At 62.4% G+C, this 14,824-nt stretch carries 13 protein-coding genes; 10 read left to right on the forward strand and 3 right to left on the reverse strand.

What is annotated here, in order from left to right:
* The first annotated feature begins 66 nt into the window (after positions 1-66).
* The gene (locus tag PVT67_RS03725) at positions 67-426 is read left to right on the forward strand and encodes a YkgJ family cysteine cluster protein (protein ID WP_301497960.1); all 360 of its coding nucleotides are present in this window, start codon (positions 67-69) and stop codon (positions 424-426) included.
* A 28-nt stretch (positions 427-454) separates the two neighbouring features.
* On the opposite strand, the gene srmB is transcribed toward PVT67_RS03725, so the two are convergent.
* Positions 455-1,795: an ATP-dependent RNA helicase SrmB gene (gene srmB / locus PVT67_RS03730; RefSeq protein WP_301497962.1), complete on the reverse strand. Its 1,341-nt coding sequence runs from the start codon at positions 1,793-1,795 to the stop codon at positions 455-457.
* A gap of 87 nt (positions 1,796-1,882) precedes the next feature.
* On the opposite strand from srmB, the gene PVT67_RS03735 reads away from it, so the two are divergent.
* Positions 1,883-2,581: a tRNA1(Val) (adenine(37)-N6)-methyltransferase gene (locus PVT67_RS03735; RefSeq protein WP_301497964.1), complete on the forward strand. Its 699-nt coding sequence runs from the start codon at positions 1,883-1,885 to the stop codon at positions 2,579-2,581.
* A 102-nt stretch (positions 2,582-2,683) separates the two neighbouring features.
* Positions 2,684-4,003: a branched-chain amino acid transport system II carrier protein gene (gene brnQ, locus PVT67_RS03740; protein ID WP_301497966.1), complete on the forward strand. Its 1,320-nt coding sequence runs from the start codon at positions 2,684-2,686 to the stop codon at positions 4,001-4,003.
* Between the two features lie 43 nt (positions 4,004-4,046).
* On the opposite strand, the gene fldB is transcribed toward brnQ, so the two are convergent.
* Complete coding sequence (fldB, locus tag PVT67_RS03745) at positions 4,047-4,568, reverse strand: flavodoxin FldB (RefSeq protein WP_301497968.1); 522 nt, start codon at positions 4,566-4,568, stop codon at positions 4,047-4,049.
* A 34-nt stretch (positions 4,569-4,602) separates the two neighbouring features.
* On the opposite strand from fldB, the gene xerD reads away from it, so the two are divergent.
* The 7 genes from xerD to msrA all read left to right on the forward strand — a co-directional run bounded on the left by xerD (position 4,603) and on the right by msrA (position 13,606).
* Positions 4,603-5,490 (forward strand): site-specific tyrosine recombinase XerD, encoded by an 888-nt coding sequence (gene xerD, locus PVT67_RS03750; RefSeq protein ID WP_419181030.1) that lies wholly within the window; start codon positions 4,603-4,605, stop codon positions 5,488-5,490.
* 90 nt (positions 5,491-5,580) lie between these two features.
* On the forward strand, positions 5,581-6,288 hold the full coding sequence (gene dsbC / locus PVT67_RS03755; RefSeq protein ID WP_301497972.1) for a bifunctional protein-disulfide isomerase/oxidoreductase DsbC: 708 nt from the start codon (positions 5,581-5,583) through the stop codon (positions 6,286-6,288).
* Between the two features lie 173 nt (positions 6,289-6,461).
* On the forward strand, positions 6,462-8,186 hold the full coding sequence (gene recJ, locus PVT67_RS03760) for a single-stranded-DNA-specific exonuclease RecJ (RefSeq protein WP_301497974.1): 1,725 nt from the start codon (positions 6,462-6,464) through the stop codon (positions 8,184-8,186).
* Positions 8,187-8,397: 211 nt separating this feature from the next.
* A protein-coding gene (gene prfB, locus PVT67_RS03765; RefSeq protein WP_301497976.1) for a peptide chain release factor 2 occupies positions 8,398-9,496 on the forward strand; the annotation gives its coding sequence in 2 pieces (ribosomal slippage) (positions 8,398-8,472 and positions 8,474-9,496; 1,098 coding nt in all).
* Positions 9,497-9,552: 56 nt separating this feature from the next.
* On the forward strand, positions 9,553-11,061 hold the full coding sequence (gene lysS, locus PVT67_RS03770; RefSeq protein WP_301497978.1) for a lysine--tRNA ligase: 1,509 nt from the start codon (positions 9,553-9,555) through the stop codon (positions 11,059-11,061).
* 317 nt (positions 11,062-11,378) lie between these two features.
* Positions 11,379-12,914: an FAD-dependent monooxygenase gene (locus PVT67_RS03775; protein WP_301497980.1), complete on the forward strand. Its 1,536-nt coding sequence runs from the start codon at positions 11,379-11,381 to the stop codon at positions 12,912-12,914.
* Between the two features lie 188 nt (positions 12,915-13,102).
* Positions 13,103-13,606 carry a peptide-methionine (S)-S-oxide reductase MsrA gene (gene msrA, locus PVT67_RS03780; protein ID WP_301497982.1) on the forward strand — a complete coding sequence of 168 codons (504 nt, stop codon included), beginning with the start codon at positions 13,103-13,105 and terminating at the stop codon, positions 13,604-13,606.
* A gap of 897 nt (positions 13,607-14,503) precedes the next feature.
* On the opposite strand, the gene PVT67_RS03785 is transcribed toward msrA, so the two are convergent.
* The gene (locus PVT67_RS03785; RefSeq protein ID WP_301497984.1) at positions 14,504-14,731 is read right to left on the reverse strand and encodes a hypothetical protein; all 228 of its coding nucleotides are present in this window, start codon (positions 14,729-14,731) and stop codon (positions 14,504-14,506) included.
* Between the last annotated feature and the right edge of the window lie 93 nt (positions 14,732-14,824).

The raw sequence follows: 14,824 nt of genomic DNA on the forward strand, positions 1-14,824 counted from the left end.
GGCCATGTCTTTTGTGTTCTCAACAATTTCAGAATCTTACCTTATCAGGTGCGGAGCTTTTGCAGCATGACTGTGGCTAATCCGTGCATTACCTGTGGTGCCTGCTGTGCCTATTTCCGGGTGTCCTTCTATTGGGCCGAAGCGGAAGTGGGCGGCGGCCTGGTGCCCGATGAACTGACCTCCCAGGTCAACCCTCATCTGAGTTGCATGAAGGGGACAGAAAGCCGCAACGGTTGCCGTTGCGTGGCGCTGTCCGGCGAGATAGGGCAGGCCACCGCCTGCTCCATGTACGAAAAGCGGCCCAGCCCCTGCCGGGAGTTCGAGTATTCGGGCTACCTTGGCGTGCCCAACCCGGACTGCGACAAGGCCAGGGCCCATCACGGCCTGGCGGCCCTGCCCATCATCTGGGTGGAGCCGGCGGCATGAAAAAGGGCAGCCTGGGCTGCCCTTTTCTTTATTCCGTTGCCGCCCCTTCTTCGCGGGGTTTGCGCCTTGGAGCGCCCTTGTTCTTGGTATCGCGGTGGCGCAGCTTCTTGCGGTCGGCCTGCTTTTTGGCCTTGGCGTCGTCCTTGGCCTTCTTCTGGGCCTGGGCCTTCTTGGCGCTGGGCTTCTTCTTGTCCTTGTCCTTTTTCTTCTTCACCGGCTCCTTGAACTTGGACTTGGGCCTCAGCTCGTCGACGACCCGCACCTTGATCGGCTCGCCCTGGTAGCGCTCGATGCGGCGCAGCAGCGGCAGGTCATGGGCTTCCACCAGGTTGATGGCGGTGCCCTTGGCGCCGGCCCGGCCGGTGCGGCCGATACGGTGCACATAGATGTCGGCGGTGCGGGGCATGTCGAAGTTGATGACGTGGCTGATGTCATCGATGTGCAGGCCACGGGCCGCCACGTCGGTGGCGATCAGCACCTTGGCGCGGCCGTCCTTGAAGCGGGCGACGGCGTTGTTGCGCTTGTCCTGGGCCATCTCACCCTGGAGCCAGACGCAGTTGATCTTCTCCGAGGCCAGTTGGTCGCGCAGCTCGGCCAGCTTCTCGCGGGTGCGCACGAACACCAGGGCCTTCTCGGTCTCGGGGTGGCGCAGGTGGGCCAGCAGCAGCTTGACCTTGTGGGGCTTGTCGTCGCAGAAGTAGGCCCACTGGTGGATCTTCTTGCGCTCGCGCCGGGACGGATCGGCACTGAGTTCGACCGGATCGGTCAGCGCCTTCTCGGCAAACTGCTCCAGGTTGTGGCCTTCCAGGGTGGCGGAGAACAGCAGGGTCTGGCGGCGCTGTTCGCATTTCTCGAGGATCAGCTCCATGTCCTTCTGGAAGCCCATCTCCAGCATGCGGTCGGCTTCGTCCAGCACCAGGATCTCGACGGCGATGCAGTCGAACAGCTCCCGCTCTATGTACTCCACCAGGCGGCCCGGGGTGGCCACCACCAGATCCACCTCGCCCCCCAGGGCCTTGCCGTGCACCTTGTAGTCCACGCCGCCGGTGATGGAGCCGATGCCGACCGGGGTCTTGCCGGCCAGGGCCTTGGCGTCCGCCTCTATCTGCAGGGCCAGCTCACGGGTGGGGGTGAGGATCAGCACCCTGGGTGGCTCTTTGCGCTTCTTGGGGTAGTCCAGCAGGTGCTGCAGGGCCGGCAGCAGGAAGGCGGCGGTCTTGCCGGTGCCGGTGGGGCTCATGGCCAGCAGGTCGTGACCGTCCATGGCCGCCGGTATGGCCTGGCTCTGTATGGCGGTGGGCTTGGTGTAGCCTAGTTCGTTCACCGCAGCCAACAGGGCCGGGTCCAGTTCCAGTTTGCTAAAAGCCATGAACTTTCCTCAGGGTTTGCCCGACCAGCGGGACTTGGGGGGGCGGTGATTTTAGGCAAAGTGGCCCTGAGGTACAATCTGTCACCTATGAGTAAGGGTTTCCAGTTCAAACAATTTTTCGTCGGCCACCAGGGCTGTGCCATGAAAGTGGGCACGGACGGCGTGGTGCTGGGCCTCTGGGCGGCGCTGCCGGGGCGGGGCAGGGTGCTGGATCTCGGCACCGGTACCGGCCTTATCGCCTTGATGCTGGCCCAGCGCGGGCCAGATCTCGCCGTCCAGGCCCTGGAGCTGGACGCCGCCGCCCTGGCCCAGGCCCGGCAGAACCTGGCAGCCAGCCCCTTTAGCGACCGCATCCAGCTCCAGGGCGGCGATGCCTGCCACTTCGACGGCGGCCCCTTCGAGCTGGTGGTCAGCAACCCGCCCTTTTTTACCCCGGACGTGCACTCCCCAGACCCCAGGCGCCACCAGGCCCGGCACGTGGCGGCCCTGCCTCCGGAAGAACTGGCGGCGGCCTGCGCCCGCGTCCAAGCCAGGGAAGTGGCGCTGGTGCTGCCCTGGGAGGGGCAGCAGCTCTGGGCAGAGCCTCTGGAAGCCCTGGGCTACCGGCTTTACCGGCGCTGCGCCCTCTATTCGGTGGCCGGCAAACCCAGCCCGGTGCGGGCCTTGCTGCAATGGAGCAAGGAGCCAAAGCCTTTCGAGGAAAGCCAACTGGTGCTGCGGGACCAGGACGGGCAATGGACGGCGCAGTTCCGTGCGTTGGGCCGGGATTTCTACCTGCACTTCTGATCAGGGGTTGAGCCTGGGCGCCCGACGTGTTACCCCTTTGGCCTTTGTATCCTTTGAACCAAAACAAAGCGCGCGCCCAAGAGCGTGCCATCGGGGTGTGCCGTGACGACAAAATTGAAAGGGGCCGACATACTGGCCCTGGGGTTCATGACCTTCGCCTTCTTCCTGGGGGCGGGCAACATGATATTTCCGCCTCTGGCGGGACTGCAGGCGGCTGGGGATCTTGGCCTTGCCACCATCGGCTTCCTGCTTACCGCCGTGGGCCTGCCGCTGCTGACCATCATCGCCGTGGCCCTGGCCGGCGGCGGCCTGGAAGCCCTGGCGCGGGTGCTGCCCAAGGGGCTGGCACTGCTGCTGTGCGTGGCCCTCTACCTGATCCTGGGCCCCTTCTTCGCCACTCCTCGTACCGCCCTGGTGGCCTATGAGCTGGGCTTTGCCCCCTTCATCAGCGCCCCCGGCCCCCTGGCCCAGGCTCTCTACAGCCTGGCCTTCTTCGGCCTGACCTTTTACCTGGCCATCCGCCCCGGCAAGTTGCTGGCGGTGGTGGGCAAGGTGATCACCCCTGTGCTGCTGCTGCTCTTGGGGGCCATAGCCCTGACGCTGATGGTGGCGCCCCCGGGCGTTGCCGGCGCCAGCGTTGAGGCCTGGCACCAGGCGCCCTTCGCCAAGGGCTTCCTGGAAGGCTACATGACCATGGATACCCTGGGCGCCCTGCTGTTCGGCCTGGTGATCGTCAACGCCCTCAAGGCCAAGGGGGTCGAGGACCGCCGTGACCAGTTCCGCTACCTGTGCATGGCAGGGGGGATCGCCGCCACCGGCCTGGCCCTGGTCTACGTCACCCTCTTCCACCTGGGGGCCGACAGCGGCTCCCTGGTCAGCAACCCCAAGGCCGGCAGCGACGTGCTGGTGCCCGCCATCCAGGCCCTGTTCGGCGCCGCCGGCCTCTATGTGCTGGCCGCCGTCGTGACCCTGGCCTGCCTGACCACGGCCGTGGGCCTGACCTCGGCCTGCGCCGAGTACTTCTCCCTGACCTTCCCGCGCCTTGGCCATGTCCAGGTGGCGGCCGTGGTGGCGGCCGGTTCGGCGCTGGTGGCCAACGTCGGCCTGGCCCAGCTGATCGCCATCTCGGTGCCTGTGCTCTTTTTCGTCTATCCCGTGGCCATCGCCCTGGTGGCGCTGCGCCTCTTGGCGGGGCCGGTGGGCCAGCAGCGCTGGGGCCAACAGCTGGTGGTGGCGGTGACGGCCGCCTTCGCCCTCTTCGACGGCCTCAAGGCGGCCGGCGTCACCATGCCGGCCCTGTTGTCCAGCTTGCCGTTGTTCGACGCCGGCATGGGCTGGCTGCTGCCGGCCAGCGCCGCCCTGGTGGTGATGGCCCTTGGCCGCAATCGCGGCCAGGCCTTGGCCGAAGCGGTGGAAGGCTAAAAAAGAAAAGGCGCCCCAGGGCGCCTTTTTTGTCGTTGTCCGCTTAGCCAATCTGGGCCGCGTATTCTTCCAGTATCTGCACGCACCAGGCCTGGAGCCGCGGGTCCGTTTCCTTCCACTGGTTGTCGTCGTCCAGGGCCAGGCCCACGAACTGGCTGCCGTCCTCATTGAGGGCCTTGGACGCCTCGAAGTCGTAGCCCTGGTTGGGCCAGGCACCGATGAAGCTCACCTGGTGCTGGGCCAGCTTTTCCTTGAGTATGCCCATGGCGTCCAGGAACCAGTCGCCGTAGCCGAGCTGGTCGCCCATGCCGAAGAGGGCTATGACCTTGCCGTCCAGCTCGACGCTGTCCAGGGCGTCCCACTGATCTTCCCAGTCTTCCTGGAGCTGGCCGAAATCCCAGGTGGGAATGCCGAGGATCAGCAGATCGTAATCGGCCATCAGGGCGACGGGCACGTCTTTGAGGTTGTTGAGTTCCACCAGCTCCGCGCCGATGACGTCGCGGATCTTTTCTGCGACCATCTCGGTGTGGCAATTGGTGGAGCCGTAAAAAAGGCCGATACGCATGACAAAAACCGGCAAGCAAAAAGAGGAGGGCAGCATAGCAAAAAGCCTCCCCCCGTATCAGCCCTTTCTGGACCACCTGCTGCTGGTGGAAAGGCTGTCGGCCCGCACCATCGACTCCTACGGCCGGGATCTCAAGGCCCTCAACGACTGGGCCCAAGGCCAGGGTCTGGCCCTGGAGCAGCTGGATACGGAGGCGCTGCGCTGCCACCTGGACTGGCGGGCCAGCGCCGGTTACAAGGCATCATCCACCGCCAGGCTGATGACGGCGGCCAAGCGTTACTACGGCTTCCTGCTCCAGGAAAAGCAGCGCGGCGACGACCCCACGGCGCCGCTGCTGCGGCCCCGCCTGGCAAGGCCATTGCCCAAGAGCATCAGCGAGGCCGACGTGGAGGCGCTGCTGGCGGCTCCCAACCTCGAAGACCCCCTGGGCCTTAGGGACAAGGCCATGCTGGAGCTGCTCTATGCCGCCGGCCTTCGCATCAGTGAACTGGTGGGGCTGAGCCGTGATTGCGTCAACCTGCGCCAGGGCCTGGTGCGGGTCATCGGCAAGGGCGACAAGGAGCGCATAGTGCCCATGGGGGAGGAAGCCCTCCATTGGCTGGACCAATACCTCAAATACGGCAGGCCCGAGCTTATCCGGGACGGCGACGTGCTCTTTCCTTCCCAGCGCGGCCAGCAGATGACCCGCCAGACCTTCTGGCACCGCATCAAGCTCCACGGCCAGGTCGCCGGGCTCAAGTCCGACTTGTCGCCCCACACCCTGCGCCACGCCTTTGCCACCCACCTCGTCAACCACGGCGCCGACCTGCGGGTGGTGCAGATGTTGCTGGGCCATGCCGACCTCTCCACCACCCAGATCTACACCCAGGTGGCCCGGGAACGGCTCAAGCGCTTTCATGAGCAGCATCATCCCCGCGGTTAGTCGCAATGCTGTTGCACTTGCGCCATGCTCTTTGTAACTTTTGAGCAGTTGTTCGGGTCTAATCACCTGGACCCAAGCTAAGGAATCATTATGAACAAGCTGAAGTGGGGCGCCCTGCTGCTGGCCCTGGTGGCAACAGGGGCCTCTGCATCCGACGCCGACATCAAGAAGAAGGTCGAGGAAGGCCTGGGGGTCAAGGTGGAGAGCGTCAAGGCCACCCCGGTCAAGGGTCTCTTTGAGGTGGTGGCGGCCAACAACGTCATCTATGCCTCCGAAGACGGCAACTATGTGCTGTCGGGCAGCCTGTTCAGCCTCAAGGGCAAGCAGGTCACCAGCCTGACCCAGCAGCGCCTGGACGACATCCGCCTGGCGGCCATCAAGCCCTTTGAAAAATCCATGATCGTCTTCCCGGCCAAGAAACAGAAGCACGTGGTCACCGTCTTTACCGACACCGACTGCGGCTACTGCCAGCGCCTGCACTCCCACATGAAGGAGTACAACGATCTGGGCATTACCGTGCGTTACCTGGCCTTCCCCCGTGCCGGCCTGAACTCCAGCTCGGCCGACAAGCTTGAGTCCGTCTGGTGCGCCAAGGACCAGCAGGCCGCCATGAACATGGCCAAGACCCGCCACCAGGTACCGCCCCTGCAGTGCGCCAACAACCCTGTGCCGGCCCACTACAAGCTGGGCCGCGAACTGAACGTCAACGGCACCCCGGCCCTGATCCTCGACAACGGCGCCATGGTGCCCGGTTACCTGGATCCCCAGCGCCTGGAGCAGGCCCTGGACCACGAGTAAGGCCCTGGTCTCATACTCGCAAGGGGCACCTTCGGTGCCCCTTGTTATTGGCAGCGCTGGCCTGAAAGCCTCGCCGGGCAATCAATAACGGCTAGAGATAGCGGGCCACTTTGCTTAGACTGTGGCCATCGAGAACGAAGCAAAGGGGCGGCGCAAGCCGCCCTTTTTTGTCCATGCCAAAAATCACCAGAAGAATCATAGAGGCAGCGCCGACCGATTGGCCCTTGCCGCCGTTGCTGGCTCGTATCTACCGGAGCCGGGGCGTTCAGAGCCTGGCCGAGCTGGAAAAAGGGGCCAAGGCCTTGGCCCCCTTTGACAGCCTCAAGGGCATGGCCGAAGCGGTCAGGCTGCTGGCCGCCGCCTTGGAAGCCCAGAAGCGTATCCTCATCGTCGGCGATTTCGACGCCGACGGCGCCACCAGTTCGGCCCTCTGCCTGCTGGCACTCAAGGCCCTGGGGGCAGAGCAGGTGGACTTCCTGGTGCCCAACCGCTTCGAATACGGCTACGGCCTGTCCCCCGAGATAGTGGCGGTGGCGGTGGAACGGGGCGCCGAGCTGCTCATCACCGTGGACAACGGCATCTCCAGCATAGAGGGGGTGGCGGCGGCCAAGGCCGCAGGCATGGCGGTGCTGGTCACAGACCACCACCTGCCCGGGGAACGGCTGCCGGACGCCGACGCCATGGTCAACCCCAACCTCGAAGGCTGCGCCTTCCCCTCCAAGGCCCTGGCCGGGGTCGGGGTGGCCTTCTACCTGATGCTGGCCCTGCGGGCCAAGCTGCGGGAGAGCGGCTGGTTTGCCGACGGTGCCGCGCCCGGCCGTACCGAGCCCAACCTGGCGGAGCTGCTGGACATAGTGGCGCTGGGTACAGTGGCGGACGTGGTGCCGCTCGACGCCAACAACCGCATCCTGGTGCACCAGGGCCTGAACCGTATCCGTGCCCGCCGCTGCCGCCCGGGCATCTTGGCGCTGTGCGAAGTGGCGGGCCGTGAGCCGGCCCGGCTGGTGGCCAGCGATCTCGGCTTTTTCCTGGGGCCGCGCCTCAACGCCGCCGGCCGCCTGGACGAGATGTCCCTGGGGGTCAGCCTGCTGGCCACCGACGATCTGCATCAGGCCAGGCTCATCGCCGCCCGCCTCGACAGCCTCAACCGCGAGCGCCGGGAGATAGAGTCGTCCATGCAGCAGGAGGCCCTGGCCGAGCTCGGCAAGATAGAGCTGGGCGAGGTGCCGGCCGGCATCGCCCTCTACCGGGAGGACTGGCACCAGGGAGTGATCGGCATTTTGGCGTCCCGCATCAAGGAACGCTTCCACAGGCCCGTGTTCGCCTTCGCCCCGGCAAATGATACCGAGCTCAAGGGCTCTGGCCGCTCCATTCCCGGCCTGCACCTGCGTGACTTGCTGGACGAGCTGGACACCGCCAACCCCGGCCTTATCTTGAAGTTCGGCGGCCATGCCATGGCGGCGGGGCTCTCCATCAGGCCGACTGATTTCGAGCGCTTCAACGCTGCCTTCCAGGCCGTGGCTGAGCTCAAACTCGAGCCCCATATGCTGACCGGCGAGATCCTCTCCGACGGCGAGCTGTTGCCCACCGAGTTCAACCTGGAGACGGCCCAGCTGCTGCGTGACGGTGGCCCCTGGGGCCAGGCCTTCCCCGAGCCGGTGTTCGATGGCCACTTCAAGGTGGTGAGCCAGCGGCTGGTGGGCCAGAAGCATTTGAAACTGGTGCTGAGCCCGAGTGGCGGCGAGCCCATGCTGGACGCCATCCACTTCAACGCCGACCTGAACCTCTGGCCCAATCCGGCTATCCAATGGGTACGGGCGGCCTTCAAGCTGGACATCAACGAGTACAAGGGCCGCCAGTCGGTGCAGTTATTGGTGGATCACCTGGAACAGGCCTAGGCCGCGCCCCCAAAAATTCGCTGCCGGCGTTGGCGGCCTTGGCTATAGACCGACTAGGGCCAGCGGTTGCCGCCTTGGCCGCGCACTTTTGGGGGGCGGCCAAATCCTGTTCGGTGTGAGAGCAAAGCCTTTAGACCTAGGAACAGAGGCCACAAATAGGCTAAAATTCTGCCTCTTTTGCGACGGTTGATTTGAAGAGAACCCAAACGCCATGTTTGAAGTGAACCCGATCAAGACCCAAGTGCAGGACCTGTCTGAGCGGACAGCTGTTCTTAGGGGGTACCTTTGACTACGACGCCAAGAAAGAGCGTCTAGAAGAGGTCAACGCCGAACTGGAACAGCCCGGCATCTGGAACGATCCGGAAAAAGCCCAGGCCCTGGGTAAGGAACGCGCCGCCCTGGAAATGGTGGTGGAAACCATCGACACCATGACCCAAGGCCTGGAAGACGTGCTGGGCCTGTTGGAGCTGGCCGTCGAAGCCGAAGACGAAGACACCTTCAACGAAATTCAGCCGGAGCTGGACGAGCTGACCAAGAAGCTCGAAGCCCTGGAATTCCGCCGCATGTTCTCCGGCGAGATGGACCCGTCCAACGCCTATCTCGACATCCAGGCCGGCTCCGGCGGTACCGAAGCCCAGGACTGGGCCAACATCATGCTGCGCATGTACCTGCGCTGGGCCGACGCCCACGGCTTCAAGGCCGAGATCACCGAACTGTCCGAAGGGGACGTGGCCGGCATCAAGTCCGCCACCATCCATGTGCAGGGCGACTACGCCTTCGGTTGGCTGCGTACCGAGATCGGCGTGCATCGCCTGGTGCGCAAATCCCCCTTCGACTCCGGCGGCCGCCGCCATACGTCTTTTGCGTCCGTGTTCCTGAGCCCGGAAGTGGATGACTCGGTGAATATCGAGATCAACCCGGCGGACCTGCGGATCGACGTCTACCGCGCCTCCGGTGCCGGTGGTCAGCACGTCAACAGGACCGAGTCGGCGGTGCGGATCACCCACTTGCCCACCAACACCGTAGTGGCGTGCCAGCAGGGCCGGTCCCAGCACCAGAACAAGGACTACGCCATGAAGCAGCTCAAGGCCAAGCTCTACGAGCTGGAGATGCAGAAGCGCATGGCCGAGCAGCAGAAGCTGGAAGAGTCCAAGTCCGACATCGGCTGGGGCAGCCAGATCCGCTCCTACGTGCTGGACGACTCCCGCATCAAGGACCTGCGTACCGGTGTGGAAACCCGCAACACCCAGGCGGTGTTGGACGGCGACCTGGATCGTTTTATCGAAGCCAGCCTCAAGGCCGGCCTCTAAATTTGGGTGGGGAGCCGCGCTCCCCCCTTTTAGCCTTTCATATGGTTTGAACAGTCATGACCGAACAGAACCAAAGCCCGGAACTGGACCTCAACGAACAGCTCAAAGTGCGCAAGGAAAAGCTCGACGCCCTGCGCGCCAAGGGCAACGCCTTCCCCAACCGCTTCCGCAAGGACAGCCACGCCCAGGCCCTGCAGGACAAATACGGTGAGGTTTCCAAGGAAGCCCTGGCCGAAGCCGAGCCGGTGCGGGTCAAAGTGGCTGGCCGGATCATGACTCGCCGTATCATGGGCAAGGCGAGCTTCGCCACCATCCAGGACGGCAGCGGCAAGATCCAGGTCTATGTGGCCCGCGACAACCTGCCCGAAGGCTTCTACAACGACGAGTTCAAGAAGTGGGATCTGGGCGACATCATCGGCGCCGAGGGTACCCTCTTCAAGACCAACACCGGCGAGCTGTCCATCCAGGTGGACCACATAGAGCTGCTGACCAAGGCCCTGCGCCCCCTGCCGGACAAGTTCCACGGCCTGTCCGACCAGGAGACCCGCTACCGCCAGCGTTACCTGGATCTCATCGCCAACGAAGAGTCCCGCAGGACCTTCATGGTGCGCTCCAAGATCATCAATGCCATCCGCAACTTCATGACCGGCAGCGAGTTCCTGGAAGTGGAAACCCCCATGATGCACACCATCCCCGGTGGTGCCTCTGCCCGGCCCTTCGTCACCCACCACAACGCCCTGGACATGGAGCTCTTCCTGCGCATCGCGCCCGAGCTCTACCTCAAGCGCCTGGTGGTCGGTGGTTTCGAGAAGGTGTTCGAGATCAACCGCAACTTCCGTAACGAAGGCCTGTCCACCCGCCACAACCCCGAGTTCACCATGATGGAGTTCTACTGGGCCTACGCGGACTACCAGGACCTGATGGACTTCACCGAGGCGCTGCTGCGTCACGTGGCTGAAGATGTGCTGGGCACCACCGCCTTCCACAGCCAAGGCGTGGACTACGACTTCGCCAAACCCTTCGAGCGCCTGACCATGACCCAGGCCATCATCAAGTACCGCCCCGACATCACGGAAGCGGACCTGGGTGACTTCGACAAGGCCAAGGCCATCGCACAATCCCTGGGCATGAAGGTCAGCAAGACCGACGGCCTCGGCAAGCTGCAGACCTACATCTTCGAAGAAGTGGCCGAAGCCCAGCTGATCCAGCCGACCTTCATCACCGCCTACCCGGCTGAGGTGAGCCCGCTGGCACGCCGCAACGACGACAACCCCTTCATCACCGACCGCTTCGAGTTCTTCGTGGGCGGCCGTGAGTTGGCCAACGGTTTCAGCGAGCTTAACGACGCCGAAGACCAGGCCGAGCGTTTCCGCTCCCAGGTGGAAGCCAAGGAAGCGGGTGACGACGAGGCCATGTTCTACGACGCCGACTACGTCACCGCCCTGGAGCACGGCCTGCCGCCGACGGCCGGTGAGGGCATCGGCATCGACCGCCTGGTGATGCTGCTGACCGACAGTGCCTCCATCCGCGATGTGCTGCTCTTCCCGCACATGCGCCACAAGTAAGTGCCATGGTGTGAATGACAAAAAGCCCCGAAAGGGGCTTTTTTGTTGGCCGCGTCTCAGCGCAACGCTGACAAGGCACCGCTTGGGGCCTGCTCGGTGCTGTGGTATAACGGCAGCGTCGAAAAAGGTGGACCGGCGTGGTGAGCCCCGGTCAAAGCAGCACTTCCGGTGCTACTTCAATTCCAGCCCTTTCCCGGGCCGCGGACCACGACAGAAAACGGGCGTTTGTCGTTTTTCTGTCGGGCTGTGGCCATCCCCAAGACCCCTTCAGCTCCTGTACGACGCGCCTTTCATTCTTGTGATTGAACGGAGCGAACATGAAAGAAGTCCCTGTCATTATCCTCGGCGGCAGCCTGGTCGGGCTCTGTGCCTCGGTGTTTTTATCCTGGCGCGGCGTGGCCAATGTGGTGATTGAAAAGCACGGGGCCAGCCTGGCCCACCCCAGGGCCATGGGCTTTACCGAGCGAACTCTGGAGTACTTTCGCATGGTCGGCTTGGCCGACGAGGTGCCTCAGATACCGGCCGATGCCAGGCTCAGAAGGGTCAAGGCCGAAAGCCTCTTTGGCTCCTGGCACCAGGAAAGCCTGTGGACACCTGGGCAGGCCGTGGTCACAGAATCACTGTCGCCCTGTACCGGTGCCGCCATCGCTCAGGACAAGCTGGAACCCCTGTTGCGTGAGCGTGCCGTGGAGCTGGGTAGCGAGCTGTGGCTGGGCTGGGAGATGCTGGATTTTCAGCAAGGCCAGGACCAGGTCACCTTGCGGGTGCGCAAGGCCGGCAGCGGCGAGGTGCAGTCCATCCGGGGGGCCTACCTGATCGCCGCCGACGGCGCCAAAAGCGCGGTGCGTGAGGCGCTGGGTATAGGGCGCCAAGGCTGCGGTGCCTTGCAAAAGGTGCGCAGTGTGATCTTTTCCTGCCCGGCAGCCGACGCCATGCTGGCCAAAGGCGTGCAGCAGTTTGATATCAGCCAACCGGGGCTCGACGCCTTTCTGACGTCCTACGGTGATGGCCGCTGGGTGCTGATGTTCACCGACGACAAGGCTCGCAACGACGCCGAGCTGACCGACGCCATAGCCAGAGCCCTGGGCAAGGCAGTGCCCTTTAGCATCATCACCACAGGCCAATGGCAGCTTGCGGGGCTTATCGCCGACAGCTATCAGCAGGGAAGGGTGTTTTTGGCCGGTGACGCCGCCCACCAGTTGCCGCCGACCCGTGGCGGCTTTGGTGCCAATACCGGCATCGAGGACGTGGCCAACTTGAGCTGGAAGCTGGCCTGGGTGCTGGCCGGCCGGTCGTCGCCGGCGCTGCTGGACAGCTACAACCCAGAGCGGCAGCCTATAGGTTGGCTGCGCCATCAGCAGACCTTCGCCCGCCCCGACTATGCCAGGTATCTGGCCCAACCTCTCCATTGCCCCCTGCTGGGCGAGAAGGCCATGGAGCTGGGCCAATTGTATCGCTCGGCCGTGGTCCTTGGGGCCGGTGACGAGCTGCCGGCTGCGCAGCATCCTCAGGATTGGGCCGGCCAGCCCGGCGTCAGGGCGCCGCACCTGTGGCTTGGCAATAACCAGTCCAGTCTCGACTGGTTTGGATATGGCTTTGTACTGGTGGCGCCGGATGGCCGTTGGCGCGACATTGGCGACACCGCTGCCCGGCAATTGCGGTTGGCATTGCCGGTTCAAGGGACTGAACTAGGCAGTGATGACAAGGCGGCGCTTGGTAAGGCCTTTGGCCTTGAAAGCGGCGCCGCTCTGGTGCGCCCCGACGGTATCATCGCCTGGCGCTGCCGAGAGATGCCTGCCGATGCGGTCAGGGTATTACGGGAGGCCTGGCAGCAAGCGGCATGTCTCAGCTAAGAAAAGGGCCTCAGGGCCCTTTTTTGTGGCCTATCCGGGGCTGTGTGGGTGCGCCAATAACAGCGGATGGCCCATTGCGAAGTGCCACTAGCCCAGGGTTGACGCGCCCCTATTGCAGGCTGTCGCTGTGCTCTCGGCAGGCTGCTAGAGTAGGGCCTGTAGAGAAGAGTACGAAATGGGGAGTGATGATGACAGTACAAGCAGAGAGGGCCATTCTGGCCGGCGGCTGCTTCTGGGGCATGCAGGATCTGCTTCGCCGCTATCCCGGGGTGATCTCCACCCGGGTGGGCTACAGTGGTGGTGACATACCCAATGCCACCTACCGCAACCACGGCAGCCATGCCGAGGCCATCGAAGTGATCTTCGACCCCAGCCAGCTCAGCTTTCGCCAACTGCTGGAGTTTTTCTTCCAGATCCACGATCCCAGTACCCTCAACCGCCAGGGCAATGACGTCGGCACCAGTTACCGCTCCGCGATTTTCTACCTGAGCGATGAGCAGCAGGCCATTGCCGAAGACACCATAGCGGACGTGGACGCCTCCGGCCTTTGGCCGGGCAAGGCGATGACAGAGGTGGCGCCAGCGGGGGATTTCTGGGAAGCCGAACCAGAGCACCAGGATTACCTGGAGCGCATTCCTAATGGCTATACATGCCATTTCGTGAGACCTGGATGGGTGCTGCCCAAACGTTAACCACCTCTGCCTTGGCTTGGCCAGGGTGGGCCTGGCCATCGGTCTGTACCGGAGCTGCAGCCGATAGCGGGCTTGACTCTCGGCATCAGCCAACTGTCGATGCTGTGCCCACACCGGCGCCAGTGCATGCCGGAAGGGGGCCCCTTTGGGGCCTTTTTTATTGCCTGCGCCCGGTCGCCCATTGGCCTGATAAGTACTTATTAGGGGGCCGAGGCTTCACTCATCAAAAGAACGGCTGGGTCATTGGCTAGCGTAGTGCCGAGATACGCAATGAATTATTTGTATGAATTTGTACCGTCACTGATGCTGTTATGTTGCTGTTTTGTGTCTTTTGACTGTGCCGTCCTCCATCGGTAAGGTTTTTCCTTGGCTAGCTGGAGGTATTCCCTGAGCGTCTGGAGGCTGGAGTGCTTCCGGCTCGCTCCGGGCGGCGTGCCTTGGAGGTTTAGTGGGGGTGTATTTTTTCTGATAGCGGAAAGGGATTTTGCTTATCCTTTATAAACAGTGACTTACATTTATTTCGCTGTTCTCGTTTAGAAGAGTCGCCTGATTTAAAAGTTAAAGAATATCTTTTTATTATATTTGCCATGTTTCATTTGTCTGACGAATGACGTCACTAGTATGACCAGTGTATCAGGTATCGTTTCTATATCGACTTTCTTTTATTTTCCTCGATGCGGATTTTAATTCTTGTAAATTTCATTGGCCTTTTTGTCGTCAAATTCTCTATAGATAATAGGGCCTTTATTTTTAAATCAAGGTGGTGTTTGTTCTGCGACTGCTTGATCCTCCCATCTTCATCCTGGCGATGGGGTTGGCTGGCCTTACCCTCATCAACTAGAGGGTGGTAGTGTTGATGACTGTTTAGTTGTTGTATTCCAAGTGATTTTTATTGGCTTATACTTTATTAAGTGATTGCTGATTTGCTTGGTTGTTGCCGTGCTGGCTGCTTGGTGTGTATTTGTTTAGAACTTTTTTGAAGTTTTTTTTGTTTTTATGTTCCATTTTGTTATTTTTGGTTTTATCTTGGGGGCGGGTTTTTGCGGGGGCTTTTAAAAGGCTTTTGGCCTTGCCGTTGCTGCGTTTGTCGTTGGCTTTTGAGCAGGATTTTGGGGTCTTTTTCAATATCGTTCAAATGTGACTTTCGTCAAAAAATGCGGATCATCTTCATTGGGTTATGAAAATAAATTGATCTTTACCTGTTAAAAGTTCGGTGCT

It is taken from the genome of Gallaecimonas kandeliae, from assembly GCF_030450055.1.
In the GTDB taxonomy this organism is placed as follows: domain Bacteria; phylum Pseudomonadota; class Gammaproteobacteria; order Enterobacterales; family Gallaecimonadaceae; genus Gallaecimonas; species Gallaecimonas kandeliae.

What these genes read in the sequence shown, in the direction of transcription:
- PVT67_RS03725 (WP_301497960.1), top strand. Translation starts at nt 67, where the DNA reads ATGACTGTGGCTAATCCGTGCATTACCTGTGGTGCCTGCTGTGCCTAT.
- srmB (WP_301497962.1), bottom strand. Translation starts at nt 1,795, where the DNA reads ATGGCTTTTAGCAAACTGGAACTGGACCCGGCCCTGTTGGCTGCGGTG.
- PVT67_RS03735 (WP_301497964.1), top strand. Translation starts at nt 1,883, where the DNA reads ATGAGTAAGGGTTTCCAGTTCAAACAATTTTTCGTCGGCCACCAGGGC.
- fldB (WP_301497968.1), bottom strand. Translation starts at nt 4,568, where the DNA reads ATGCGTATCGGCCTTTTTTACGGCTCCACCAATTGCCACACCGAGATG.
- dsbC (WP_301497972.1), top strand. Translation starts at nt 5,581, where the DNA reads ATGAACAAGCTGAAGTGGGGCGCCCTGCTGCTGGCCCTGGTGGCAACA.
- recJ (WP_301497974.1), top strand. Translation starts at nt 6,462, where the DNA reads ATGCCAAAAATCACCAGAAGAATCATAGAGGCAGCGCCGACCGATTGG.
- lysS (WP_301497978.1), top strand. Translation starts at nt 9,553, where the DNA reads ATGACCGAACAGAACCAAAGCCCGGAACTGGACCTCAACGAACAGCTC.
- PVT67_RS03775 (WP_301497980.1), top strand. Translation starts at nt 11,379, where the DNA reads ATGAAAGAAGTCCCTGTCATTATCCTCGGCGGCAGCCTGGTCGGGCTC.
- msrA (WP_301497982.1), top strand. Translation starts at nt 13,103, where the DNA reads ATGACAGTACAAGCAGAGAGGGCCATTCTGGCCGGCGGCTGCTTCTGG.